Raw genomic sequence first — 25,486 nt, forward strand, 5'->3', positions numbered from 1 at the left:
TTAATATACAAAAAATATATGGAAAGAGTAATTAAAATTTTTAAAAATATTTTTGGTTCTATGAGCTTAAAGAAGCATCCAATATTATTTCTTATTCAATTTATTGTTTTAATTATTGTTGCATATACTTTAATTCCCATTTTTGTAAAGATTATAGCTTATTTTATAAATTTTCTTAGTTCATTTGTAAAGATATATTAAAAGGCTTATAATAATTGGTTTTTCTAAGTTTATTCTCCCCTATCCATAAAATAAGATAATTTTTATTGGGTAGGGGAGAGTAATACAGTAAAAACCCAAAAAGTAATTAGTTCATGTTTTTTTTTAATTTTTTTGGAGATACATTGGGAGTTATAATTAATTTCAGAACTTATAATATAAGGAGGAGATCTAATATGAATTATAAAGAGATTCCTATGGGTATTCAAAAAGGAATTGCTCTTATTGCCCATGATAATAAGAAAAATGAGCTTTTAGAATGGGTAAGATTTAATCAAGGTACATTATCCAGACACATACTATATGCAACGGGAACAACAGGTGAAATTTTAGAAAAGGAATTGGGGTTAAAAATAATTAGATTTTTTAGTGGACCATTAGGGGGAGATCAACAAATAGGAGCAAAGATTGCAGAAGGGGAAATAGATTTCCTCATATTTTTCTGGGATCCTTTAGAACCTTTACCTCATGATCCAGATGTTAAAGCTCTTTTAAGAATAGCTGTAGTATGGAATATTCCTATAGCATCTAACAGATCCACAGCTGATTTTTTGATTTCATCTCCTCTTAGGGATAGAGAATATAAAAGATTAGTAATTGATTATTCAGATTATCTTAGACGTAAAATATAATTAATAAGGAGATATGTTAATTTTAGAAAGGAAATCCTAAAAAGCTAAATTAAAAGAGTCTTTCTTTTATTATTTCAATAGGATGATTTGCCCAAGAAATTTTTTAGATGTTTATAATCACTAAATTCTATTTAAATCAATTTAAGAGTCTCTTTAGAGATTTCTGGAATTATTTCTAAGAAACTTTTGTAATTTTTATAGACTTTCTTTGGGTCAATCTTTATATATTCATGGACAAGAATATTTCTAAAGCTTCCCATACCTTTAATTTTTGAATAAACTTCTTGAGATATTATACCTTTCCCAAAAATTTCCTTTAATATATCCTTCATAGGTATTAGGGTATATTTTATATTGTGAAGCTAAAATATGATTACCAATGTCTAATATTATGTTTATCCCTGCTAAAAGTCCTCTTTCAAGGGTCCATCTAATTGATAGATTATTTATGAACTCTTCTTCTTCAATATCTTTGTATTTAAGAAGTTCTCCATAAATATTATTTAGCTCTATTAAGTTTTCTTTTATCAGGTTTTTATCAAATGTCATATGCTTTTTTAATAAATTCTAACTGTTTTCTTCTAAAAGCTTCGAGATCTTGGCATTTTTTGAGAATATTCATTTCGTATTCGTTTTCTATTTTTGTATTTTCTTTAAAAATGATTTCTCCATTCTTTATAATGTGTAGAGCAATAAATGGAGAGACTTGGGATAAGTCTATAAGATCTATTCTTTGGGTGTTAAGGAATTCCTTTATATCTTCAAGTAATCTAAAATAATCTCCCTCAAGAATTACTGCTATATCTATATCTTCAGGATTTTCTTCTTTCAAAATAGATCCAAAAAGATATGCAATCTTTACTTTATTCTTAATAAATACTTCTTTTAGATTATTTATTTTTTCTTTTATATCCTTTGACAAAGTGGGAAAATTTTTATACTTCTCCTTAACACCCATTTTTCTCTCTACTTAATTTTATTTTATTTTAACATATTTTATTTACTTACTAAAAACATACTTACATAGAGCCCTTCTCCTTGTGGTATAGTAGCATTTAATAAAAGTCCTGTGTTAGGTTCATATTCGTATTGAGCAATTGGATATTCTCTCATGTTGACCTGAGTTAATATTCCTCCATATTGCCCTCTTCCTACTATATCCCAAGATAATCCAATTTGGGATATGCTAATAATTGAATTTTGTCTAAGAAGTTGAGGGTTTATATAATATGGTCCTAAGTAGTAATTTCCTATTGCTTGCTTTCTTACTTGTCCTTGAACATCAATCAAAAATAAAGTACCTGAAGAAGATAATGCTGCAAATCTACCCATTCCAAGGGGAGTACTCATACCGTGATAACCTTGGAACAAACTTACAGATGAATAAAATTGATAAGTAGGGGAGAATTTAACAGCTGGGGGAGGACTGGTAATTTGTGGAATGTTAGTATTATATACTCTTACTAACTGGAGCTCTACAGCTGTAGATGAGCTTAATCTTTGCTTTTCTAATATAGATATTTTTTGTACTATTCCTTTGTTATCAAGAATAAATAAAATTCTTTCCATAGATTGATAATCAGAAGCCTCTATAAGGAAATAGTATAGATTATTTCCATAAGGTCCAAATTCGTATTTTAGACCAGGAGGAAGACCAGCTACTTTTACTTTTTTAACATAATCTTCCGCTTCTTGTGGATCAATAAAAATTTTACCATTAAGAAGTTCTGTTGATAAATTTAAAGATGGGTATCCAGAAGATATGCTTTGAGTAATTAGAAGGCTTATGCTGTAGACATTTAACTTATCAATATTAGTGACAACATAGATATAGTATCCTTGAGCTGCTCCTCCAGAAAAATCATCTCCTATTCTGGTACCTGAACCCATATTTGTTTGATACACAAAGGTAACTCCAGGCTTTACTCATGAAGGTATTTTTGTAAAATTAGGTTGAGGATTTTCAAACTGTCCCCATGATAAAGAGAATATTACAAGATAGAATAATAGAAGAATAAATAATAATTTAAGTCTCATATTTATCCTCCTTTTCTATCTTTCTAATTTTTAACTTAAATAATTATAAAACAATTAAATATGAATTCAAATGACTTATATCACATTTTGTAATATTAGTTATTTTCTATCTTTAGATGATCAGAAAAATAAAGATGCTGTTACAAGAGGATATAGTAGTATTTTCTTACGAACTATCCTTTTATTACCCCTGAAAGAGTTCCTCTTTTCATAAAATTGAGAGTGTAAGAGTAGAAAATTATCATAGGAATAGTAGATAGCATAGATATAGCAGAGATTTTTCTCCATTCTACTTTAAACTAAGAAAGGTAGCCTGCCATAAGCACAGGAAGAGTAGCAGTATGAGTTCGAGTTAGAATTAATGAGTATAAATATTCAGTATAGCTTGACATAAAGGCTAATATTGAAACAGCAATAAGTCCTGGCAATACATTAGGAAGAACAACTTTTAGGAAGATCTGAAAGGGAGAAGCTCCATCAACAAGGGCTGATTCTTATATTTCTAAAGGAACCATATCAAAAAAAACCTTTTAAATACCAGATACTTGTAGGGATTATCCCCACAGAATGACTAATTCCTACTCCCAAATAGGTATCCACTAATTTTGATTTTGCCATTAAATAAAATATAGGGAAGGCAAGCGCAAACCAAGGAAATAATCTAAATAATAAGAATAAATAATATAAAAATTTAGAAAGTTTATTTTGTGATCTGGAAAAAGCATAAGCAGAAGGAATAGATGTAAAAATAGAGAGAAAAGTTGCAAAAAATGCAATGATAAGAGAATTTAAAGTAGCATTCCAGATCTCTTTGTCCTTTAAGGCATCTATATGGTTGTTTAAAGTTATTTCTTTGGGAAATCCAAACTTAGTAGGAAGTTCAAAAACCAGAAAGAGAGATATTTAAGGAGTAAAATATAGGAAATAATGCCCATCCTAAGAGAAAAAGAACAATAAGAAAAATAAAAAATGTTCTAAAAGGACTCATCCTTTTTGTCTCCTTAATATGAGGAGAGTAATTACAAATGTTACTATAACATTAATAACTCCCCATGCGGATCCCATACCATAATCATATTGTAAGAAAGAAACTTTAAAAGTAGCAACTGGAAGAGTAGTAGAAGAAGTTCCAGGTCCTCCTTGAGTCATTATCCAAATTAAAGAAAAACTTCTGATAACATCAATAAGTCTTAAAAGTGCTACTAATAATATTATAGGATAGACCATAGGAAAAATAATATGCCTTACTTTTTGCCAATAGGTAGCTCCGTCTACCTCTGATGCTTCCAATGGTTCTGTATCTAAACTTTCCAATCCTGCTAATATCATCAAATAAGACATAGGGGTTCCATACCATGCATTTGCGATAGATACTGCAGGAAGAACAGTTTTAGGATTAGCAAGCCAAATTTCTCTTGGTAAACGTAGAAATTCCATTATATGATTAATTAAACCAAAAGGTTCACTATACATTAAAGCCCAGAGAATTGCAGTCGAAGAGGGGATAAAAATCATGGGTAAACTGAAAGGACTTCTGAAAACTTTATATCCTAAAAAACTTTTATAGGTAAGGAGGGCCGCCAGTTTTGCTAAAAATAGAGGGATAAAAGTAGATATTATAACCCATATAAAAGTATTATAAGCAGTTTGAATAAAAATATTACTTTTAAAATTTTTATATAGATTGCAAGCCCAATAAATTTATTGGTATGTCTTATAATGGAATAGTCAAGAAAACTAAAATATAAAGTTAAAAGTATAGGATATACAAAAAATATAACCATAACTAAGAGAGCAGGAAGAATAAAAAGATTATATTGCCAACGAAAGATTTTCACTGGCTACCCTCCTTATTTTAGCATCTTTACTTCATAATCTCATTAAATCTTTCAATTAACCTGTCTACCATTTGTTTGGGAGCATAGGTTCCAACAACCATATTTTGGGCTTCATCTATAAAGGCGGTAATTAATTGAGGACCTTGTTTTACAAATCCTAATCTTGGAGGTGCACTATAAGGGAGACTTTCGACTAATCTCAGAAATAAGATTTGACAAATAATTTTAAAGGAGTATAATTAAAGGATAAAATTTTTTAGGAGGTACGTGAAATTGGTTAAGACACTGTATGTAGGAAACCTATCATGGCAGACCACAGAGGATGATCTGCGAGGACTTTTTGCAAAAGAAGGGGATATACAAAGTATTAGGTTGATAACTGACCGTAATACTGGAAGATCCAAAGGATTTGCTTTTGTAGAAACATCAGAAGATGTGGCTCAAAAGTTAATTGAATCTTACAATGGTCTTGAGTTTGATGGAAGAAAGATCATTGTAAGTGAAGCAAAGCCAAGAGAAGATCGTAGAACTTCCAATAGGTCTCACAATCGTAGATTTTAAATTATTAGCTGATAATTTAAAAAAGAACAAAACCCCTGCTATTTATGGCAGGGGTTTTTGTTTTATAGTATAATTAACATTATGAATACTAAGAAAATCTTTTATAATGATCCAAATATTGTAAATTGGGAAAACAAAGTTATTGATATTAAAAAGGAAAACAACTTTTTTATTCTTTCCCTCTCTGAAACCATTTTTTATCCAGAAGGTGGAGGACAACCTTGTGATAAGGGAGAAATTAGATCAGATAATTGGATTCTTTTAGTTTCCCACGTATGGGAAGAAGATGGTAAAATTTGGCACAAAGGCATTTTAAATGGTTGTAGAGAACCTTTAATTGATGAAAAGGTTGAGTTATATGTAGATATTGATCTTCGTAGAGAATACATGGAGCAACATACAGCTCAACATCTTCTTTCTGCTTTAATAGAAAAGAATTATTCATTGGAGACTACTGGTTTTCAAATTTTAGAAGACCACACAAAAATAGAGATACCATATAGAGGCTTTGATCCTAAGGGTTTTGTGAATGAGATAGAGAGTACAGTGAATAGGTACATAAAAGAAGATATTTCTGTGAAGGTATATTGGAAGGATGAAGATATTCGCATAGTAGAAATAGTAGGCCTTGATGTGAATCCTTGTGGAGGACTCCATGTGAATAGATTAGGAGAAATAGGATTGTTTAAAATAGTAGATTTTTACAAAAAGAATAATGATTTATGGAGGGTGGAATTTGTGGCTGGTTCAAGGATCTTGAAAAGATTAAGTATGAGGGAAGAAGAATATAAGTACATTAAAGAAAAATTAGGAAATCCTGATATTTATGATGGTATTAGTAAGTTGTTTACAAAATTGGAAACCTTAGAAAAAGATAATAAAAGATTGAGGGAAAGGATAAACAAGTATGTAGCAAAAGAACTTATAGGTTTAGCTGTAAATAAAGAGAATATAAGAATAGTCTTAAATATTTTAGAAGAAGATATAAATACAATCAAGTTTGTTGTTCAGGAGATAATGAAAGAAAATGGTATTTTGGGTATAATTTTAAATTCACAAGGACAAGCGATAATCTTTAGAAGCTATGATGTGTCAACAGGGCTTTTTAATAAAATTTTGGAAAAGTTAACAGAAATAGGATGGAAAGGAAGTAAAGGAGAATACTTTTTGCAAGGAAAGGTTGAAGATCCAGAAAAAGCAATTAATTATATTAAATCTTTATTGTAATCTTTACTATAAATAAATACTTTATCTCTTTCTTCTTTGGCCATATATAGTGCGTCATCTGCAAGTATCAATAATTCTTTGGGATTTTCTGTGTGTACAGGGAAATTTGCTATACCTATACTTAATGTTCCTATTCTTTTTTCTATATCTATTGGGATTATGTGTTTTTCAGTATTCCATTTTACTCTCATTTTTTCTCCTACGTTATAGGCTGATGCTAAATCAGTTTCAGGTAATATACAGGCAAATTCTTCTCCTCCTAATCTTCCTATGCTATCAATAGAACGAGTATTTCTTAGGAGAAAAAGGGCAACTTCTTTTAAAAATGAATCTCCCACTATATGACCATATAGGTCATTTATGTTTTTAAAATGGTCTATATCAATAAAAAGTATACTTAAAGGATGTTTAAATCTTTGAGCTCTTTTTATTTCATTTTCAAGGATTTCGTCAAATTTTCTTTTATTGAAGACACCTGTTAAAGGATCAATTGTTGATAATTTTTCAGTGTATTCATATAAAAGGGTATTTTCTAAAGCTATTGTAAGATGGTATAAGATGGAAATGAAGGTATCTTGTAAATCTTCAAAAGTTATCATAGAGATACTTATAAAACCATAAAGTCTTTCACTTGTTCTTAATGGAATTAATACATAGTCTTCAGGTATATTTTTACAAAAGAATTTAAGGTCATGATATGTAAATAATTTGTTGTCTTTTAGGAATATTAGCATATCAAATATTTCTTTTGCCTCATCCTTATTCAAGATTTGCAAATTTTGATATAGATCTTCTCTTGTTAAGGAGTTTTCAAGATATATATCATAAATTTTTACTGGAAACTCAGGATTATAAAATTTAAGTATGACGTTAATCACATCTATAGATTTTTTAGAGAGATTAAATTCAGAGATAAATTTAAGTAGTAAATTTAGATATTTCTCTTGATTTTTAATTGTTTCCTCTTGAGTAATTATGATATTCCTTAAAGAGCTTTCAAAATCAAAGATTTTTCTTGAGAGATCACCTATTTCATCATTTTTATTAAAAAATTTGTCCCTATTTAGGTTTAAGAGATTATCTTGAGAAAGGCTTTGGGCTAATTCTTCTAATGGTTTTACATATGTATGTTTCATGGAGTAATAAAATAACAAGAGGAAAAAAATTTGTAGTGCTATAAGGGGAATTGAGAAGGAAATAGTAGATTTTAAAAATCTTTCTTCAAAGGGATGAGTATTAAAGCTGAGAATTAGCTTTAAATTTTTGCTCTTACTTGAATATATATAGTAATACTTATGGTTTTTCAAATCAAGAATCGAACCTTTATCTTTAATTAATATCTCTTCAGGTAATCTTTCAAAGTCAGTGTTTAGTCTAAGTTTTATACTATTAGGGTTTTCTTGAATTAAAATTCCCTCAATTTTGCCAAGGTAAAAACTTTTTTCAAAAACTCTTCCATTAAGAATATCTTTTGGATCCTTTTCAATTCTATCCATATATGTAGTTACATAGTTTTCTATCTCTTTATTAAAAATCAATAAATATTCGTGTTTTATAATGCTTATAAATATTATCTCTATAAGAATAAAAAATATGAGAGATATTCCCGCGTAGAATAAAAAGATTTTATTTTTTAATTTCATTCCCTCTTTAAAATATCCCCTTCCCTTTAATTGTCACGCTTTAATTTCAAAAATATAATTTTCAATACTAGTTTATATCATAAGTATTATGTATTTTTCAATAAATTATTTTCAAGGTTTTTATTTCAAAAGGTTTAACTTTTATTTCTAAGATCTGATTTTTCAAGTTTAATTCACTATATTCTTTCTCTAAAAGATTTGTTTCATATATCTTTTTTACTGGAAAATTAAATTTGAAATTAATGATTTCTTCTTTGCCTAAATATTCTGCAAATCTTAATATCAATCCTTTGTGATCTTCTGATTGTTTTAAAGCACCAATAATTATGTTATTTTTATCCCAGCTTAAAATAGACACATCTTCAATTGAAAAATTACCTATTATAGGGATAAGGGTTTTATTCAATTCTTCAGCTTCTTTTAAAGTCTTTTCTCCCAGGGTTCCTTTGTGGGGTAGAATGGAATAAGTAAAGTTATGGTTTCCAAGATCAGCTGTATAGTCAGGAGAAAAGGGCGATCGCAATAAGGTTATTCCTATAATATTTTCATTAACGCTATGTCCATATTTTCCATTGTTTAAAATACTTACACCAAAATCTCCTTGCGATAAATCTATAAATCTGTGTACTGGTATTTCAAATTGGGCTTTTTCCCATGAAGTATTTTTATGAGTAGGTTTTGTATATGTCCCATAGGGAACTTCATAGGTTACAAATGGTGATAGTAGATCAAATGGGAAATATGCTCTTAACATTACTCTTTTTTCATTCCATTTTATTTCTGTTTCTATGTCTATTCTTTGTGAGAATGAATGGAGGGTATAGTATTGAATTATTTCCGAATTTCTATACTTTCTTATTACTTTAATTTTTCCTCTTAATGGGCCTCTTTCAGTTAATTCAATTTTTTCAGCCCTGAGCTCCTCGCCATATTTCTCATACTCTAATGGGATATCCCAGGCTTCCCAATATCTTGGTCTATCAGAGTAGGCAATAATTATATTACCTTTATCAACAAAGAGATTTTTATTTTTCTCTTTATATAGTACCTGGAAAGAGCCATCTTCATATACTTTCAGTCTTATTAATGAGTTTTCTAAGACATTATTATAAGCTTGAAGATCAGTATTATATGGTAAATTATTATTTTCTTTTTTAATATTTAAAGTAATTAAACTTAAGGGTGGTATGGTTATATTTTTTGAATAAAGGAATACTCCTTTATCTGTTTTTTGAATTGGTATCTCTGTATCTTTATAATGAAATCCTTCCATATCTTTCATTTCTAATTCTGTTTTTAATTCTTGAGGGAAAGAGGTAGGATTATAGATAATAATTTTCTTTTGAGAACTATCTTCTTTAATATCTAATTTAGCATCTAATATTTCTTTTAGCTCTTTTTCAGTATCCTCATAAACTTCTTTTATTGAAGATCCGGGTAGTATATCATGAAATTCATTTCTTAATAGCTTTTCCCAGAGTTGAGTGAGCTTTTCATAAGGGTATGGTAGATCTTTCACAATGTTTAAGATAACAGATAGACTTTCGAGGGTGAAAAGGTAATTTTCTGCTAATCTGTGAAGTTTTTTGGTTCTTCCTTGGGTTGTAAAGGTCCCCCTGTGGAGTTCAAGATATAGATCTCCATAATATACAGGAAGTTTTTCTTTAGATATCTCTTCAAGAAATTTTATAGGATTTTCAAATTTTATATCTGGAATAAATGGTAAATCTTTCATTATATTTAATCTTTCTATCATTTCATAAGTAGGTCCACCACCACCATCACCATATCCAAAAGTATAGATCATTCTTTCTGATAAATTTCTCTGTTGATAATTTCTATAATTTTCTATAATTTCTTTTATTTCTGTTGATCCATTATAGCCACCATATCTGGCATATATATGAGCAATTATTCTAGTTCCATCAATCCCTTTCCAAAGGAATAAATCATAAGGAAATAGATTAGTTTCGTTCCATGAAAGTTTTGTGGTTACAAAATATTCAATATCTGATTTTTTAAGAATTTGAGGTAAATTAGGATTGAAACCAAAGGTATCTGGAAGCCATGCTATTTTACATGTTTTTTGAAATTCTTTTTCAAAGAATTTTTGGGCATATAAAAACTGTCTTACTAAGGCTTCTCCTGATGGGAGTTGAGAGTCGCATTCTACCCACATTCCTCCTTCTACTATCCATTGTTCTTTCATAACTTTTTCTTTTATTTTTTGGAAAAGGAAAATGTTATTTTCTTTTATATCTTTATAGATTTGGGCACTACTCTGTAAGAATTTGAAATCTGGATAAAGATCCATAAGTTGAAGGATAGTGGAAAAAGTTCTTTGGGCTTTTCTTATAGTTTCTTCTCTTGGCCAGAGCCAAGCATAATCTATATGAGAATGTCCTACAGCATAATATTCTCCTATATTTGGATATTTCTTTTTTAGGTTTCTGACTTTTTTGAGAGCTTCGTAAGCTTGTGATATTATTTCTTCTTTTAGTTTATAAGGTATAGGTGTTTCTGTCTTTGGAAATTCTGGCATACTCCATAAATTTTTCAAAATATCCATGGTAAATTTTGTGTTTTGAATTTTTTCCAAGAATTTTTCATTACTACTTATCAGTTTTATCTTTCCAAGGGTTTCTTCAAGTATAATCTCTATTTTTTGTTGTAGATCTTGGTTTATATTCTCTAAATAAAGGGCAAATTCTCTTATAATACTGAAGATAAGCCATGCTTTATAGATTTCTTCATCTTTTTGAAATATGAAGGCTTCATTGAGTACTGGATTATATTGGTGTTGGCCAAATAATCCCTTAGGTACAGCTTCAATAATAATATCCAACTCCTCGAAATAGGGTATTTTATGTTCCTTATGATATTGGTTTATACCAGCATATGGTGTACCATTTATAAATAGAAAGGCTTCTCCACCTACATCTAAGAAGATGTAAAGGGAGGATTTTTCAAAATCTTTTGGAAGACTTATCTTCTTTCTGAAATAAACAGGGAGAGATATTTTTTTCCATCTCTCCCCTAATTTAATAATCTCTAAATCTTTATCATTTAGTTTTTCTTTAGAATCAGTAAAATACCATTCATCAAGTATGAACTTGTTAATTATTGAATAGGCATATATTTCATCAAGCCAAAAATTCCATTGCTCTAAGAGGTATTTTCTCATAGTTCTAATTTAATAGTAATTTCTGATGGATAGCCTTGTTTTATAAGTTCTTCTCTTATCTCATTGACTGCTTTTACCATATTTTCCATTTTTGCTCTTGCTTCTTCCCAGGTTCTTGTCTTTAATCCACAATCAGGATCTATGAATACTTGTTCAGGGCGAAAATGCTTAAGAGCTTCCCTTATTCTTTGCTTTATCTCATCTACACTCTCTATTTTATGGGTATGGACATCTATAACTCCTACTGCAATATATTTATCGGGTGGAAATCCTGCATTTTCTATTAGCGGATAAAGTTTGTCTGCATTATTTGTAAATTCTAAGTCAAATTGGTGTACAGGGAAATTTATTATTTCTTTCCATATTGGTCTGAAATCTCCATAACATATGTGAGTAATTATAAAGCTTCTTAAACCTCTGGTAGAAACTTGAAAGGCTTCTTTTGCTATATGGATTTCTTCAGGATGGGTAGGGACAGCAGGTTCATCAATCTGTACAAATAATGCTCCAGCCTTCTCTAAATCTAATGCTTCTTGATTTATTACTTCTGCAAGATCTAAAACTAAATCTCTCTTATTTTCATAATATTCATTAAAGGACCAATCTGCTATTGTATATGGACCTGTTAACATTCCTTTTACAGGCTTTTTAGTTAGACTTTGGGCAAACTTAAACATATCTACTGTTATGGGTTTTGTTCTTTTAATTTTACCTATTACAATTGGTTTTTTGTAGTATCTGTTTCCGTATGATCTGACAAGACCACTTATAGTAAAGCCTTCTAAATTTTCTGCAAAATATGTAGCCATATCTCCTCTTTCCATTTCTCCATGTACTAATATGTCTACGCCTATTTCTTCTTGCATTTTAATAACCTCTTCTGTAGCCTTGAGCTCCAACTCGTGAAGAGTAGAGTAGGGAATTTGACCTTTTGAGTATTGATTTCTTGCTTTGACGAGATAGTCTGGTTTGGGAAAACTACCAACACTTGTTGTAGGAAGTATGGGAAGTTTTACTTCTTTCATTTTTTCTCACCTCTTACTAAGTTTACTCCTTTAGCTAAATTTACCAATTTTTCATATGCTCTTTCTCTTGGTAAATATTCAAGCCCAGCGCTTGGGCTAATATAGAGATTTTTATCTTCTACGTAGTTTAGAGCTTGTTTTATTAATTGGGCGATTTGATCAGGTGTTTCTAATTTTGTATTTCTTGCATCAACTATGCCATAGCCTAAGCCAATATTTTTGGGAAAATCTTTTAGTATCTCAAAATTCTCTTTTCTTGATACAAAATCTATTCCAAATATATCAATTGGTAAATCTTTTATTCTGTCTTTTAAAGATAAGACTGTATGAAAGTATGTATATATAGCTAATTTTCCTGAAAAATATTTTCTAATTTCCTTGTATATTTCTAGGAGAAGATCAAAATCTTCTGGATAGTATTGAATAGAAGGTTCGTTAAACTGGAGATATTTAACCTTATTTTCTTCTAATAACTTTACTTCTTCAATTAATGCTTTTACATATGCTTTTGTTAATTTCTCTAAATCCTTATAATACTCATCTCTACTTAATCTTGCAATAGTATATGGGCCTGTTAGAACTGCCTTAACAGGAATATTACCTGCCCACTCTTGAGCTTTTTTCCAATCATTAAGTATGATAGGTTCTCTCCATTTTATTTCGTCTTTTATGATTGGTTGTCTATAGTAGGTATTATTATCAAAATATCTAAATAATCCTCCTATTTCGATACCATCAAGTTTTTTGGCTATATAACTTTGACCATCCTCCCATCTTATCTGACCATCTGTAATAAGCTCTACTCCTGCACTTATTTGTTCTTCAATTACTTCTTTTGTTACTTCATCAAAAATTTTCTCTAATTCTTCCTTTGTAATCTTTCCTTGATCATAAGCATGAATTGCTTTCCTTAATTTTGGTTCTCTTGGGGGATTTGGTATTTTAGGATAATGATCTACAACCGTAATTATCATCTTTAAACCTCCTTACTATTAATTGTCTCCATATATATCTTTTAATACTGCTCCTTGGCTTGCAGATGTTACTAAAGCAGCATAACGTCTTAAGTAGCTAAACTCAATCTCTCTTTTAATAGGTTTCCATTCTTTCTTTCTTTCTTCTAATTCTTCTTGAGATAATTTCACATTTATTTTTCTATTCGGTATATCTATTTCAATAATATCTCCATCTTTAAGGAGAGCTATAGGTCCACCCTCAGCAGCTTCAGGAGATACATGTCCTATGGCTGCTCCTCTGCTTCCTCCTGAGAATCTACCGTCGGTTATTAATGCCACATCTTCATCAAGTCCCATTCCTGCTAATGCAGAAGTGGGACTTAACATTTCTCTCATTCCAGGCCCTCCTTTTGGGCCCTCATATCTTATAATTACCACATCTCCTTTATTGATTTTGCCCGCGTAAATCTCTTTTATGGCTTCTTCCTCACTATTAAATACCCTTGCAGGCCCTGTATGTTTTAACATCTTAGGGCTTACCGCAGATTTTTTAACTACTGCACCTTCTGGGGCTAAATTTCCATATAGTATAGAAAGTCCACCATCAGAGGCATATGGATTTTCTAAGGATCTTATCACATTTCTATCTCTAATAACTGCAGATTCTGCAATTTCTCCAATGGTTTTACCTGAAACTGTTATGGCATTGGGATGTAATAGATTACCCTTCAAAAGTTCTTTCATTACTGCTGGTATTCCTCCTGCCTCATGTAAATCTTGAATATGTTGAGAGGATGCAGGACTTAACTTACATATATTGGGTGTCTTTTCACTAATTTTTTGGAAAGTATCAAGAGGTAAATCTATTTTTGCCTCTTTTGCAATTGCTAATAGATGTAAAACTGTATTGGTGGAACCTCCCAAAGCCATATCTACAGCAATAGCATTTTCAAAGGCTTCTTTTGTTAATATATCTCTTGCTTTTATTCCTGCTTTTACTAATTCCACTATTCTCTTCCCAGCTTCTTTTGATAATCTTTTTCTTAATCCATCAAAAGCAGCAGGTAAAGTACCATTAAAAGGTAAAGCTATGCCAAGAGCTTCAGATAGACAATTCATAGTGTTTGCAGTAAACATTCCAGAGCAGGAACCACATCCTGGACAGGCATATTGTTCTAAATCAAGCAAGTCTTCTTCTTTTAAGTTTCCTGCCTTTACTTGTCCTATACCTTCAAAAATACTAATTAAATCTACATCTTTACCTTGCCATCTTCCAGCAAGCATAGGTCCACCACTTAAAATAATAGAAGGTAGGTTTAATCTTGCTGCAGCCATAAGCATTCCGGGTACAATCTTGTCACAGTTGGTTATAAGTATAATTCCATCTAACTGGTAGGCTTCTACCATAGCTTCTATTGAATCTGCTATTAATTCTCTGCTAGCGAGAGAATATTTCATTCCTTTATGTCCCATTGCAATACCATCGCATATACCAATGACTCTGAATTCCATTGGGGTTCCGCCAGCTTCTAAAATTCCATATTTTACTGCTTGGGTAATCATATCTAAATGGATATGTCCTGGTATCATTTCATTTCCTGAGTTAACAACTCCAATAAGAGGTTTTTCTAATTCATCCTTAGTATATCCCATTGCGTAGAAAAGAGATCTATGAGGAGCTCTTTCTATACCTTTCTTTACTGCATCACTTCTCATTTTTTCTACCTCCTAAAGTAACCTTTTGATAATGCTAACAATAGAAAGTTAAGATTGTCAATAGTTTATAGACACATTTGTAAAATTTTATAAACATCTTCTTTTGTTAATTTTTTTGTATTACCAATAGGTCCAAATTGAGTTGCTTTTTCTGCCATTTCTTCAAGTTTTTCATCATTTATTCCTACTTTTGAAAGTTTTGTGGGTACACCTATACTTTCGTAGAAATCAATTAATCTTTCAATCCCTTTTAACCCTACTTCAAAATCATCATCTCCTGTTATACCCCAAACATTTCTTGCAAAATTAGCGAATTTGTGAGGTATCACATCTAATACATATTTCATCCAATGAGGAAAGACAATAGCAAGACCTAAGCCGTGGGGTATATCATATATGGCAGATATAGCATGTTCAATAGCATGGGTTGCCCAGTCTTGTTCCTTTCCAGCACCGATTATTCCATTTAGGGCATTTGTACCGCACCATAGTATGGTTGCCCTTGCGTTGAGATCTTCTGGATTTTCAATAATTTTGGGGGTTGTTTCTATTACAGTTTTCATTATTGCTTCTGCAAATCTATCTTGTAAAATAGCATCATCAACCCTATCAAAATATTGTTCAAATACATGAGAGAGGATATCTACAATACCATAAAGGGTATGGTTAAGAGGAACGGAAGCAGTATTTTTAGGATCTAATATAGAGAATTTGGGATAAATATAAGGGCTTGAAATAGCTAATTTTTCTTGAGTTTCTAAATTGGATATTACTGCATTTCCATTCATTTCTGATCCTGTAGCTGCAAGGGTAAGTACTACACCAATAGGTATTGTAGGTTTTATAGGCTTCCTATACTTAAATAGATCCCAAACATCTCCTTCATAGGTTAAACCTGCAGCTATAGCTTTAGCAGTGTCGATAACACTACCACCACCAACAGCTAAGAGTAGATCAATATTATTCTCTCTTACCATATTTATTCCTTTTCTTACTAAGTCTACTCTTGGATTTGGTTTAACTCCCTCCAACTCAAAAATTTCTAAGCCCTCTTCCTTTAGGCGTTTGACAACTCTATCATAAAGTCCTATTTTTTTTACACTTCCTTGTCCTATTACAAGAAGAATTCTTTTTCCATAATTTTTTGCTTCTTTTCCTACATCCTCAGTGGTATCTACTCCAAATATAATTTTTGTAGGATTATGAAAAACAAAATTTCTCATTTTTAGTCCTCCTTTCGGTTTAAGATTTTAGAAAATTATATTGCTTAAAGATAAAATTTACAATCTAAAATAATTTTCAAATATTTAATCTATTTCGCCTTTTTCAAGAAGATCAACAAAGATCTCTGCAATCTCGGGATCAAATTGTCTTCCAGCATTCTTTTTAATCTCTTTTATAATTTCTTTTTTAGAAAGAGCCTTTCTATATGGTCTATCTGATTTCATAGCGGAATAAGCATCAACAACTGCTAAAATCCTTGCTAAGAGGGGAATATCTTTTCCTTGAAGACTTTGGGGATATCCTTTACCATCATATCTTTCATGATGATAAAGAATTGCTTGTAGAAGTTTCTCCATTTTTGGTAATTGATTGAGTATTAGATAACCAAGTCTTGGATGTTCTTTTATAATTTTCCATTCTTCCTCTGTTAACGGTCCAGGCTTTTTGAGTATCTCAGAGGGTATACCTATTTTGCCTATATCATGTAATTTACCTGCAATTTCAAGAATTTCAAGATCTTCTTTAGAAAGCCCTAATTTTTCACCAATTTTTTTAGCATATTTTGAAACATCTATAGAATGCGTAAAAGTATAGTTATCTTTATTATCAATTGCATTTACAAGACCTAAGAAAATATCAAATTTAGGTATTTCTTCTTTTAGAGGAGTAATATCAGAGGAAGAAAGTAGAGCAAATCTTCCACCTCCGGAAGTTTTAGCCTTATACATGGCAGTATCTGCTAATGTAAGGAGTTTTTCGGGTTCCAATGTATCAAAGGGGTATGATGCTATACCAATACTTATATTTAATGGTATTTTATTATTTTGTGGAGTTAATAGTGGTATATTTTTAAGATTATTTAGTATTCTTTCTGCCAACCTTTTTGCACCTTCTATGGGGGTTTCGGGTAGAATAATAGCGAATTCGTCTCCTCCATATCTCCCTAAAATATCTACTTTTCTACAGGATTTTTTCAATATACTCGCTACCGTTTTTAGTACTTCATCTCCAAAGGTATGTCCATATGTGTCATTAAAGAGTTTAAAGTTATCAATGTCTAATATCATCACAGAAAGAGGACGATTATATCTTCGAGCCCTTGTTAATTCTTTCTGGAATGTTTCTTCTAAAGCTCTTCTGTTTAATATACCTGTTAGAGGATCTGTGGTTGCAAGTTTTTTAGTTTCCTCAAATAGTTTAGCATTTTCTAAGGCTATTGCAATAAAACTTGACAATGTAGAAAGTAGTCTAATAGTATGTTCGTTATATGCATCTATTTGGTGATGTTTTAAAATAACGACTCCTATTACTCTATCTCCTATGGTTATAGGTATTCCTAAGAAAACTTTATTCTTTTTGGTTTTGCTTTTCTTTAAAAGATACTTTTTGGTTTCTATAATTTTTAAAATTCTCTTTCTATCATTAGCTGTTATCTGATCTCCTTCTTTTGTGTTTATTTTTTTTGCTACAATCTCAAAATTGCAGTTAGAATCTTCTTGTTTGCAGTTTACTATATAAAGAGCGTCAAAATCAGTAAGTTTCGATATTTCTTTTATGATTAGATCCCAAAGGAGTTCAACTTCAAGGGCAGATGTTATTTTTTTACCAATGTCGTTAAGTATTGAAAGTTCTTTTATGTGACTTTCTAATCTTTTTTCATACTCTTCTCTTTCTTTAAATATGATTGCACCTTGTAATGCTGCACTAAGCTGTGCTCTTAAAAGTTCATAAACTATACCTTCTGAGGGCCCTATTTCAAAAAGGGCATAACCTATAGAGTTCTCTTTGTAAAATAGAGGAGATACAATATAATTTGCTCTGTAAGAAGGTAAAAATTTATCAGGAATAATTTGATATATATCAAAAGATTCATTAGTTATGATTTCTTTTCCATCCTTATATCCTAAGGCTAAAATTCCCTCTTTTAAAGGAGTTTTTGAATCCTTATACTCAACAATATAAAAACTTCTTATTCCTAAGTTGATGATACTATTTTTTGCTTGCTCTAATATTTCTCTCTTTTCAAAACTTGATGTTAAGCTTATTCCTATTTGAGTAAGGTAATTCATCCTTTCTTCCGTTTTATAACTTCTGTAACCTTGGAATCTTTCGGAAAAATCACTTATTAACACTCTTGCTTGATGCAAGAGATTTTCTGCATAGTGAAGAGTTTCATCATCTAAATAGTAGAACAAAAACTTTCTTAATAAAGATATGTAATCTTGAAATATACCTGTATTTCTTCCTTCTTGTTCTTCCTCTTTTAAAATCCAGTTTAAAGTTGATATAAATATTTTAAAACTTCTTTCTTTTAGATTTTCAATAAAAGCATAGTATATTTTTTCTAATCTTTCTAATGTTTTTGAATCTAATTGGGATAAGTTTCTTAATAAGTATTCTGTAAATTTATCTTTTAAATTTTCAAGGTTTATATAATCTAATTTTGTAAATTCTTTATCTATATCAACTTTTGCCTTTTCTATAGCAGAATATGTACATCCACATGAGTCTCTTATAATGAGTTTTGTAGGTAGATAAATTTGGTCAAGTATTGTTTCTCCAGAGATAAGATTAACAAGACTTTCTACACTTTTCCATCCCATCTCATATAGTGGTTGAGAGACTGTTGTTAATGGTGGAGTAATAAATTTTGCCCCTTCTGTATCATCAAATCCTGTTACTTTTATATCTTCTGGGACAAGAATTCCTCTTTCTTTAAGCTCTTCAACTGCTCCTATAGCCATCTCATCATTTGAGCTTACAATAACCTCTATATCTATTTTTCTTTCATCAAGGAAAGTTTTAACAGCTCCTCTTCCTGAATTATATAAGAAGTCTCCATGATATATATTTTGGGGATTAATAGAGATTCCATATTCCTTTAAGACATTTATGAAGGTTTCGTATCTTATTTTAGCCTCTTCATTATTTAAAGGACCGGTAATAAATGCAAATTTTTTATAGCCATGATCTTCTATGAGATGTACCAAAAGCTCTTTAAAACCTAAAATGTTATCAATAATTATACTTGGAATTTTTTCTATGGTTGTTCCAATACTTATAGTTGGAATATCCTTTGAATAGTTATGACAAAAATTTACCAATTCCTTATGAGTTATATAAGGACATATGGCTGAAGAAAATATTATCAGGCCATCAACGTTTTTCTTAGAAATAAGATTATATATAAGATTTCCCTTTTTATCATTTTCATTGGGCGTATTTAGATGTTTTCCTGTAAAGCACAGGATATCTAAATTGTAGTTTTCTCCAGCTGAAAATACTCCTTCTAAGATACTCCATTGATAATTATAGAGATTATCTACTATTACTCCTATTTTCATTCTGCTCATCAAAGTTCCCCCTTAAAACTAATTATAGAATATTGCTTACCCCCTAAACTTTTTGCCTCATACATAGCCAAATCTGCAAAATTTATAAGTTTTTCAAGCTCTATTGTAGTATCTGGATATACCGCAATGCCTATACTTATACTAAGATAAATTCTAGCCTTATTAGGAGAAAAAAGCTCTATTTTATCCACATTTTTGATTAGTTTATTTGCCACTTTAATTGTATTTTTTAAATTTGTCTCAGGAAGAATAATGATAAATTCATCCCCACCATATCTTCCCACAATATCCACTTTTCTACAAGATTCTCTTAATATTTTGCCCACTGTTTTTAATACTTCATCTCCAAAGCTATGTCCAAAGGTATCATTTACCATTTTGAAATTGTCCAAATCTATAACCATAACAGATAAAGGACGATTATATCTTTTAGATCTTTCAATTTCTCTTTGTAGGATCTCATCTAATGCTCTCCTATTAGGTAGGCTAGTTAATGGGTCAGTAATAGCTAATTTTTTTAATTCTTCAATTATTAAAGCACCTTTAATACCGCCACTTATTTCTGCTCTGAGTATCTCATAGATTACTCCCTTTTTAGGCCCATATTCAAATACTATATATCCCAAATGGTCATTTTCAACAAAGAGAGGTTCGAGGACAAGATTTAATCTCCTTTTAGGTAGTAAAGATTCTGGTATAATTTCTTCTATATCAAATATGCCTTTTTCTTTTGTTTTTATATTTCCATCTACTACCGATAGAATATTTTTGACTTTTTTATAGTTTGAATCTTTTTGATACATAAATATATAGAAAGTATTTAAATCTATTTCTGGTAATCTATAGCTTACCCTATTTAAAATTTCATCCATTTGAAGAGTAGATAGAAGGTCAGCTCCAATATATCCTAAATGATCAATTAAATCATTGGTTTTGAAAATCTCATGTTTTAATTTTTTTTCTTTATAATCTTTTAAAACATTAATTGATTGTAAAATAAGGTTTTTGGCTTTTTGATGAAGAGAATTTTCAAAATGCATATCAATAAAAGAATTAATATTATTAAAAGTTTCTTCCAATAACTCAGTATCTACATTATTATTTAACAATAAACTTTCTATTTCGGTAATAAAGTTTTCTTCAGTTCCGATGACACTATTATAAAATTTTTTTATTATATTTTTTATCCATTTAATATTTCGAGGGCTTTTTGTTTCTATATTTGAAATCAAATATTCATTTAATAGAGAATAAAAATCCTCTTTATCCTTTTTGAGATCAAAAATTTTCGACCAAACTTTTTCTTCTTTTTTTGATAGTCTAATATAAAATCTTGTACAACCACAAGACTCACGGATTGTCATTTTTGTGGGTATTTCTATCTTTTTAGGAATTTCTTTTCCTAAAATAAGAGAATGACACATTTCTAAAGCTTTTTTTCCTAATTCTGATAAATTTTGTTCCACCGTAGATAAAGATGGTTCTACAAAAGTGGACTCCAATATATTATCAAATCCTGTAATGGCAATTTCATTTGGTACTTTTATCTTTCTTCTTTTAAGTTCTTCAAGACCTGCTATTGCCATGTTATCATTGGAAAAAACAATGACATCAGGTTTTATTTTCCTTTCATCTAAGAAGGTTCTTATAGCATATATACCTTGAGGGGTGGTGAAATCACTTTCATATATATATTCTGGTTTTATTTCTATATCGTATTCTCTAAGTGTTTCGTAGAAAGTGTTGTTTCTGATTTGAGCTTCTTCGTTATTTATAGGTCCAGCCACATATGCAATACTTCTATATCGGTGATCTTCTATCAAATGAATGAGAAGTTCTTGGAAACCTTTTCTGTTGTCGCTTATTACACATGGTATTTCTTCTGTTTCTAATCCTAAACTTACGACGGGTAATTGAGGATAAAATCTTTTGTAAAATTTAATTATTTCTTCTTTTGGTAAATTGAATCCAACTACAAGTCCTAATATTATTAGTCCATCCATATTCTTCTTAGATATTAAATCATAAATCCTATTTCTTCTTTGGCTTTCAATATTGTTTGGATTTAGATCTCCCCCTACAAAGACATAAATATCAGTATTAAGTTTTTCTGCTTCAGAGAAAATTCCTGATAGAATTTTCATCTGATAGCCTTCATATAAATAGTTTACAATTACCCCTATCTTTTTTCGCATTAGCTTCTCCTATAGTTAATATTGTTAACAATTTATTATACTACTTTTATAAAATCTTTTAAAAGACCTAAAAAATAATATAATGTAAGAATAGTAAATCTATCTCTGATAAATAGGGAATAAAGAATAGCTTTTTTTAAATCTTCTTTTTTTATGTTCCAATCTTCTATATCCAATGAGAATCTGATTTTTTTAAATCCATCTATTATTTCTCGTTTCTTTTTAGAAAGGTTTTCAGCAAGAGATTTAATATCATCTTGATGGAGTTTTATTTTTTCAATGAGGCTTTTTCTGAACTCAATGTTATTAAACATTTCTATTCTTTCTATATTTTCTTCTATTATTCTATTATGTATTTTGGGAAAATTTTCTTCTATCTCTTTTCTCCATTCCTTTATATCTATTTCATAATCTACATATTGATCCATTTTTTCAAAGTCAAATTCTAATATGAATTCATATAATTTAATCACGTAAAAGGTAGCTATTCCTACTTTTATTCCATGAAATAGATCATATCCCAAAAACTCTAAATAATGGGCAATATGATGCTCTGCTCCTGAAGCTGGACGAGAGTTTCCTACCTTTGTCATTAATTCTCCTGATTTTACAAGACCCTCAAACAATGGTTTAATAAAATCATTTTTGTCTATACTTTTTAGCGTATCTTCACAAGCTTTTAACATTTCTTCTGCTACATTTGTATCTAAAGGTTCATCTAAAAGAATGTGAGCAAGCTTCCAATCTGAAAGAGCTGTATATTTCCCCATTAAGTCTCCAAAACCTGCTTTTATAAGTAAATGGGGGGCATTTTTAAGTATTTCTAAATTTGCAAATATAAGCTCAGGGGGTTTTGCTGGTAAAGTGGTTTTGATTCCATCTATGGTTAGTGCGGCAACTGAAGATGCATATCCATCCATAGATGGGGCTGTTGGTACAGATATAAATTTTAGATGTTGTTTATAACTTACGAATCTTGCTATATCTGTTATACTTCCCGAACCTACTGAGATGATTACATTGTCGTCATTGGTGTTTATGATTAATTTACAAATGTGTTTTTCGTCTGCATGAGTATTATATGGTAAAACAAGCAGTTTTGAGTTGTCACCAAGATTTCTATAGATGTCTTTCCCGCATACTTCATAAGTATTTTCGTCACAAAGAATTAATGGGATTTCCTTTTGTTTTTTTATATAATCTAAGAGATTGGAAAAATCATTGTCCCATATAAGCATTTTCTCCTTACCTCCTTTTATTATAAATGGTATAATTCTTTTAATATTTAGTCAAAATAGTATTAAGATATGACAGAAAATATAATAACAAACATATTTATCATATTTCTGGGATATTTTATAAAGAAAATAAAAATACTTCCTTCCGAGGCAGGATCAACTTTAAGTAGATTCGTAATATATATTACACTTCCCGCTACTATTCTTAAAGTATTTTTAACATCTTATATAAGCCATGATATCTTTTTTTTGCCTTTTATTTCATTTTCTTTTGGAATAGTCGTATTTATAATTGGTTTTATTTTTTTAAGAAATAAGAAATTAGATAATAATCTGAGATGGACTTTGCTTATTGGTATCTGTGGGTATAATGTGGGGCTTTTTTCTTATCCTTTTATAAGAAGTTTTTACGGAGATGAGGGACTTTTATATATGGCCATGTTTGATATAGGAAACTCTTTTATAGTTTTTGGATTATCATATGCTTTGTCTATTCTCTCAGAGGGAAATTGGTCTCTTTCTGAAGTTAAAAATGTGATTAAGAAGGTGTTATTATTTTTTCCATTGGATGTATATTTTGTATCTCTCATTTTAAATCTATTGAAAGTAAATTTTCCTTCAATTTTTATTTCCATATTAAATTATTTATCTTTATCTAATTTTACGCTTGCTCTTTTTACAATCGGTTATTTTCTTGATTTTAAATTGGATAAGAAAGAGATAGAGGCTTTATTTTATGGCCTTGTTATAAGATTTATACCTGGAATATTATTTGCTATTTTTTTGAGGAGATTTTTAGAGGATTCTCTATTTATTAGGATTATTTCCTTGGGAGTTTTATTACCAGCACCTTTAGTAGTTGTAATTTATTCAAATGAAATGGGATTAAATTCAAGATTTGCCTCTTTATATGTTTCTTTAACCATATTAATTGGAACTTTCTTCCTTATAATTTTTAAATAAAAAAATAGCTCAAAGGGGGATGTCTATATGAAATTTACAATTATAGGTTCAGGAAGTATAAGATTTTCAATGCAGATTATAGGTGATATTGCAAAGACCCCAAATTTTCATGGTTCTACCATATCATTGGTTGATATTCACGAGGAAAGATTAAAAGCCTCTTATATTTTAGCAAAGAAATATGTAGAAGAGCTTGGAGTGGATTTAAATTTTGAGAAGACAGCAAAGCTTGAAGAGGGTATAGAAGGAGCAGATTTTGTTATAAATACAGCAAATCCTTTTCCAAAAGAACATGATGATGGTTTTGTAAAGTACGATATTGTTACAAAGATTGGCGAGAAGCATGGTTATTATAGGGGTATTGATAGTCAGGAATTGAATATGGTATCTACTTACACTTATGTTTTAATTTCTTATTACGATATGAAATTGGCCCTTGACATAGCTAATAATATAAAGAAATATGCACCATCTGCTTGGCTTTTGCAGACAGCAAATCCAGTATTTGAAATAACACAGCTTTTAACACGCGTTACAGATATAAAGGTTGTAGGTATATGTCACGGTTTTAATGGAGTTTTTGAAGTATTCAATACTCTTGGTCTTGATACTAAGGATGTAGAATGGCAGGTTGCTGGTGTGAATCATGGTATATTTTTGAATAGATTTTTATATAAGGGAGAGAATGCTTATCATCTTCTTGATAAATGGATGGAAGAAAAATTATCGAAATGGGAACCTAAGAATCCTTGGGATTTACAGATGAGTCCAGCGTCTCTTGATATGTATAAGTTTTATGGGATGCTGCCCATTGGTGATACATGTAGAAATGGTACTTGGAAATACAATTATAATCTTGAAACTAAAAAAAGATGGTATGGTAAATTTGGAGGCATAGATAATGAGGTTGAAAGGCCTAAATTTCATGAACAATTGAGATTTGGGAGAAGAAGAATGATTGAATTGGCCAATGAAGTTGAGAAAAGTAGAGATATTAAACTTCTTAAACTTTGGCCTGAAATATTTAATAAAGATAAATTAAGTGGTGAACAACATATTCACTTTATGAATGGTATAACTTTTGGAGATAAAAAGAGGTTAATTTTAAATGTTCCAAATAATGGGACTATCTCAGGAATACCTGATGATGTGATAGTAGAGGTGCCTGTATGGGTGGATAAAGAGGGAATACACTATGAAAAAATAGATCCGGATTTGACTCAAAGAATAAAAATATTTTATTTATTACCAAGAATTCTACGAATGGAATGGGTCCTTGAAGGTTTTTTATCAAGAGATATTAAAGTTCTTGAGGAGATATTAGTGAGAGATCCAAGAACAAAATCTTATGAGCAGGTAAAAAAGGTTTTAAATGAAATATTGGATCAATCTTTTAATTATGAATTAAAAGAATATTTAAACTATTGAGGTATTTTGTTTATTAATTTTTTTTAGTAAAATTATTAGTAAAAATA

General features: G+C 30.0%; 22 protein-coding genes and 1 pseudogene. 7 read left to right on the top strand and 16 right to left on the bottom strand.

What is annotated here, in order from left to right; translation table 11 throughout:
• Positions 1-18: 18 nt before the first annotated feature.
• Complete coding sequence (locus ACY3IT_RS02935) at positions 19-201, top strand: hypothetical protein (RefSeq protein WP_463083301.1); 183 nt, start codon at positions 19-21, stop codon at positions 199-201.
• Positions 202-395: 194 nt separating this feature from the next.
• On the top strand, positions 396-851 hold the full coding sequence (locus tag ACY3IT_RS02940) for a methylglyoxal synthase (RefSeq protein ID WP_463083302.1): 456 nt from the start codon (positions 396-398) through the stop codon (positions 849-851).
• 131 nt (positions 852-982) lie between these two features.
• On the opposite strand, the gene ACY3IT_RS02945 is transcribed toward ACY3IT_RS02940, so the two are convergent.
• The 5 genes and pseudogenes from ACY3IT_RS02945 to ACY3IT_RS02965 form a co-directional block, all read right to left on the bottom strand.
• Positions 983-1,183 (bottom strand): HepT-like ribonuclease domain-containing protein, encoded by a 201-nt coding sequence (locus tag ACY3IT_RS02945; protein ID WP_463083303.1) that lies wholly within the window; start codon positions 1,181-1,183, stop codon positions 983-985.
• Positions 1,116-1,400, bottom strand: a complete 285-nt coding sequence (locus ACY3IT_RS02950) for a hypothetical protein (protein ID WP_463083660.1) — start codon at positions 1,398-1,400, stop codon at positions 1,116-1,118. The genes ACY3IT_RS02945 and ACY3IT_RS02950 overlap by 68 nt, the downstream gene beginning before the upstream one ends.
• Complete coding sequence (gene mntA, locus ACY3IT_RS02955) at positions 1,390-1,809, bottom strand: type VII toxin-antitoxin system MntA family adenylyltransferase antitoxin (RefSeq protein ID WP_463083304.1); 420 nt, start codon at positions 1,807-1,809, stop codon at positions 1,390-1,392. Before mntA ends, ACY3IT_RS02950 begins: the two co-directional genes overlap by 11 nt.
• Positions 1,810-1,847: 38 nt before the next feature.
• A complete protein-coding gene (locus ACY3IT_RS02960) occupies positions 1,848-2,756 on the bottom strand; it encodes a hypothetical protein (protein WP_463083305.1) in 909 nt (302 codons plus the stop codon).
• 431 nt (positions 2,757-3,187) lie between these two features.
• Positions 3,188-3,370, bottom strand: a pseudogene (locus ACY3IT_RS02965) (ABC transporter permease subunit); the annotation flags it as partial.
• A 293-nt stretch (positions 3,371-3,663) separates the two neighbouring features.
• Between ACY3IT_RS02965 and ACY3IT_RS02970 the strand changes: the two are divergent.
• Complete coding sequence (locus tag ACY3IT_RS02970) at positions 3,664-3,795, top strand: hypothetical protein (protein ID WP_463083306.1); 132 nt, start codon at positions 3,664-3,666, stop codon at positions 3,793-3,795.
• Positions 3,796-3,872: 77 nt separating this feature from the next.
• On the opposite strand, the gene ACY3IT_RS02975 is transcribed toward ACY3IT_RS02970, so the two are convergent.
• The gene (locus tag ACY3IT_RS02975) at positions 3,873-4,589 is read right to left on the bottom strand and encodes a carbohydrate ABC transporter permease (protein WP_463083611.1); all 717 of its coding nucleotides are present in this window, start codon (positions 4,587-4,589) and stop codon (positions 3,873-3,875) included.
• Entirely contained in the window at positions 4,505-4,726 is a 222-nt protein-coding gene (locus ACY3IT_RS02980) for a hypothetical protein (protein WP_463083307.1), read from the bottom strand. Before ACY3IT_RS02980 ends, ACY3IT_RS02975 begins: the two co-directional genes overlap by 85 nt.
• A gap of 273 nt (positions 4,727-4,999) precedes the next feature.
• Here ACY3IT_RS02980 and ACY3IT_RS02985 point away from each other — a divergent pair, with 273 nt between their 5' ends.
• Positions 5,000-5,287, top strand: a complete 288-nt coding sequence (locus ACY3IT_RS02985; protein ID WP_463083308.1) for an RNA recognition motif domain-containing protein — start codon at positions 5,000-5,002, stop codon at positions 5,285-5,287.
• 81 nt (positions 5,288-5,368) lie between these two features.
• On the top strand, positions 5,369-6,514 hold the full coding sequence (locus tag ACY3IT_RS02990; protein ID WP_463083309.1) for an alanyl-tRNA editing protein: 1,146 nt from the start codon (positions 5,369-5,371) through the stop codon (positions 6,512-6,514).
• On the opposite strand, the gene ACY3IT_RS02995 is transcribed toward ACY3IT_RS02990, so the two are convergent.
• The 9 genes from ACY3IT_RS02995 to ACY3IT_RS03035 form a co-directional block, all read right to left on the bottom strand.
• Positions 6,493-8,157 carry a GGDEF domain-containing protein gene (locus ACY3IT_RS02995; RefSeq protein WP_463083310.1) on the bottom strand — a complete coding sequence of 555 codons (1,665 nt, stop codon included), beginning with the start codon at positions 8,155-8,157 and terminating at the stop codon, positions 6,493-6,495. The genes ACY3IT_RS02990 and ACY3IT_RS02995 overlap by 22 nt on opposite strands.
• A gap of 97 nt (positions 8,158-8,254) precedes the next feature.
• Positions 8,255-11,341 carry an alpha-mannosidase gene (locus ACY3IT_RS03000; RefSeq protein WP_463083311.1) on the bottom strand — a complete coding sequence of 1,029 codons (3,087 nt, stop codon included), beginning with the start codon at positions 11,339-11,341 and terminating at the stop codon, positions 8,255-8,257.
• Positions 11,338-12,366: a methionine synthase gene (locus ACY3IT_RS03005; protein WP_463083312.1), complete on the bottom strand. Its 1,029-nt coding sequence runs from the start codon at positions 12,364-12,366 to the stop codon at positions 11,338-11,340. Before ACY3IT_RS03005 ends, ACY3IT_RS03000 begins: the two co-directional genes overlap by 4 nt.
• Positions 12,363-13,340, bottom strand: a complete 978-nt coding sequence (locus ACY3IT_RS03010; RefSeq protein ID WP_463083313.1) for a methylcobamide--CoM methyltransferase — start codon at positions 13,338-13,340, stop codon at positions 12,363-12,365. The genes ACY3IT_RS03005 and ACY3IT_RS03010 overlap by 4 nt, the downstream gene beginning before the upstream one ends.
• A gap of 18 nt (positions 13,341-13,358) precedes the next feature.
• Entirely contained in the window at positions 13,359-15,038 is a 1,680-nt protein-coding gene (ilvD, locus tag ACY3IT_RS03015; protein ID WP_463083314.1) for a dihydroxy-acid dehydratase, read from the bottom strand.
• Positions 15,039-15,103: 65 nt separating this feature from the next.
• A complete protein-coding gene (locus ACY3IT_RS03020) occupies positions 15,104-16,261 on the bottom strand; it encodes an iron-containing alcohol dehydrogenase (protein ID WP_463083315.1) in 1,158 nt (385 codons plus the stop codon).
• A gap of 84 nt (positions 16,262-16,345) precedes the next feature.
• Positions 16,346-19,615 carry a diguanylate cyclase gene (locus ACY3IT_RS03025; protein ID WP_463083316.1) on the bottom strand — a complete coding sequence of 1,090 codons (3,270 nt, stop codon included), beginning with the start codon at positions 19,613-19,615 and terminating at the stop codon, positions 16,346-16,348.
• Positions 19,615-21,810, bottom strand: coding sequence for a diguanylate cyclase (locus tag ACY3IT_RS03030; RefSeq protein ID WP_463083317.1), 2,196 nt, complete (start codon positions 21,808-21,810; stop codon positions 19,615-19,617). The genes ACY3IT_RS03025 and ACY3IT_RS03030 overlap by 1 nt, the downstream gene beginning before the upstream one ends.
• A gap of 35 nt (positions 21,811-21,845) precedes the next feature.
• Positions 21,846-23,048: an iron-containing alcohol dehydrogenase gene (locus ACY3IT_RS03035; protein ID WP_463083318.1), complete on the bottom strand. Its 1,203-nt coding sequence runs from the start codon at positions 23,046-23,048 to the stop codon at positions 21,846-21,848.
• Positions 23,049-23,117: 69 nt separating this feature from the next.
• Between ACY3IT_RS03035 and ACY3IT_RS03040 the strand changes: the two genes are divergently transcribed.
• Both ACY3IT_RS03040 and aglA read left to right on the top strand, forming a co-directional pair.
• Positions 23,118-24,011 (top strand): AEC family transporter, encoded by an 894-nt coding sequence (locus tag ACY3IT_RS03040; RefSeq protein WP_463083319.1) that lies wholly within the window; start codon positions 23,118-23,120, stop codon positions 24,009-24,011.
• A 27-nt stretch (positions 24,012-24,038) separates the two neighbouring features.
• A complete protein-coding gene (aglA, locus tag ACY3IT_RS03045; RefSeq protein ID WP_463083320.1) occupies positions 24,039-25,439 on the top strand; it encodes an alpha-glucosidase AglA in 1,401 nt (466 codons plus the stop codon).
• Positions 25,440-25,486 lie beyond the last annotated feature (47 nt).

Source organism: Dictyoglomus sp. GBS (assembly GCF_055179815.1).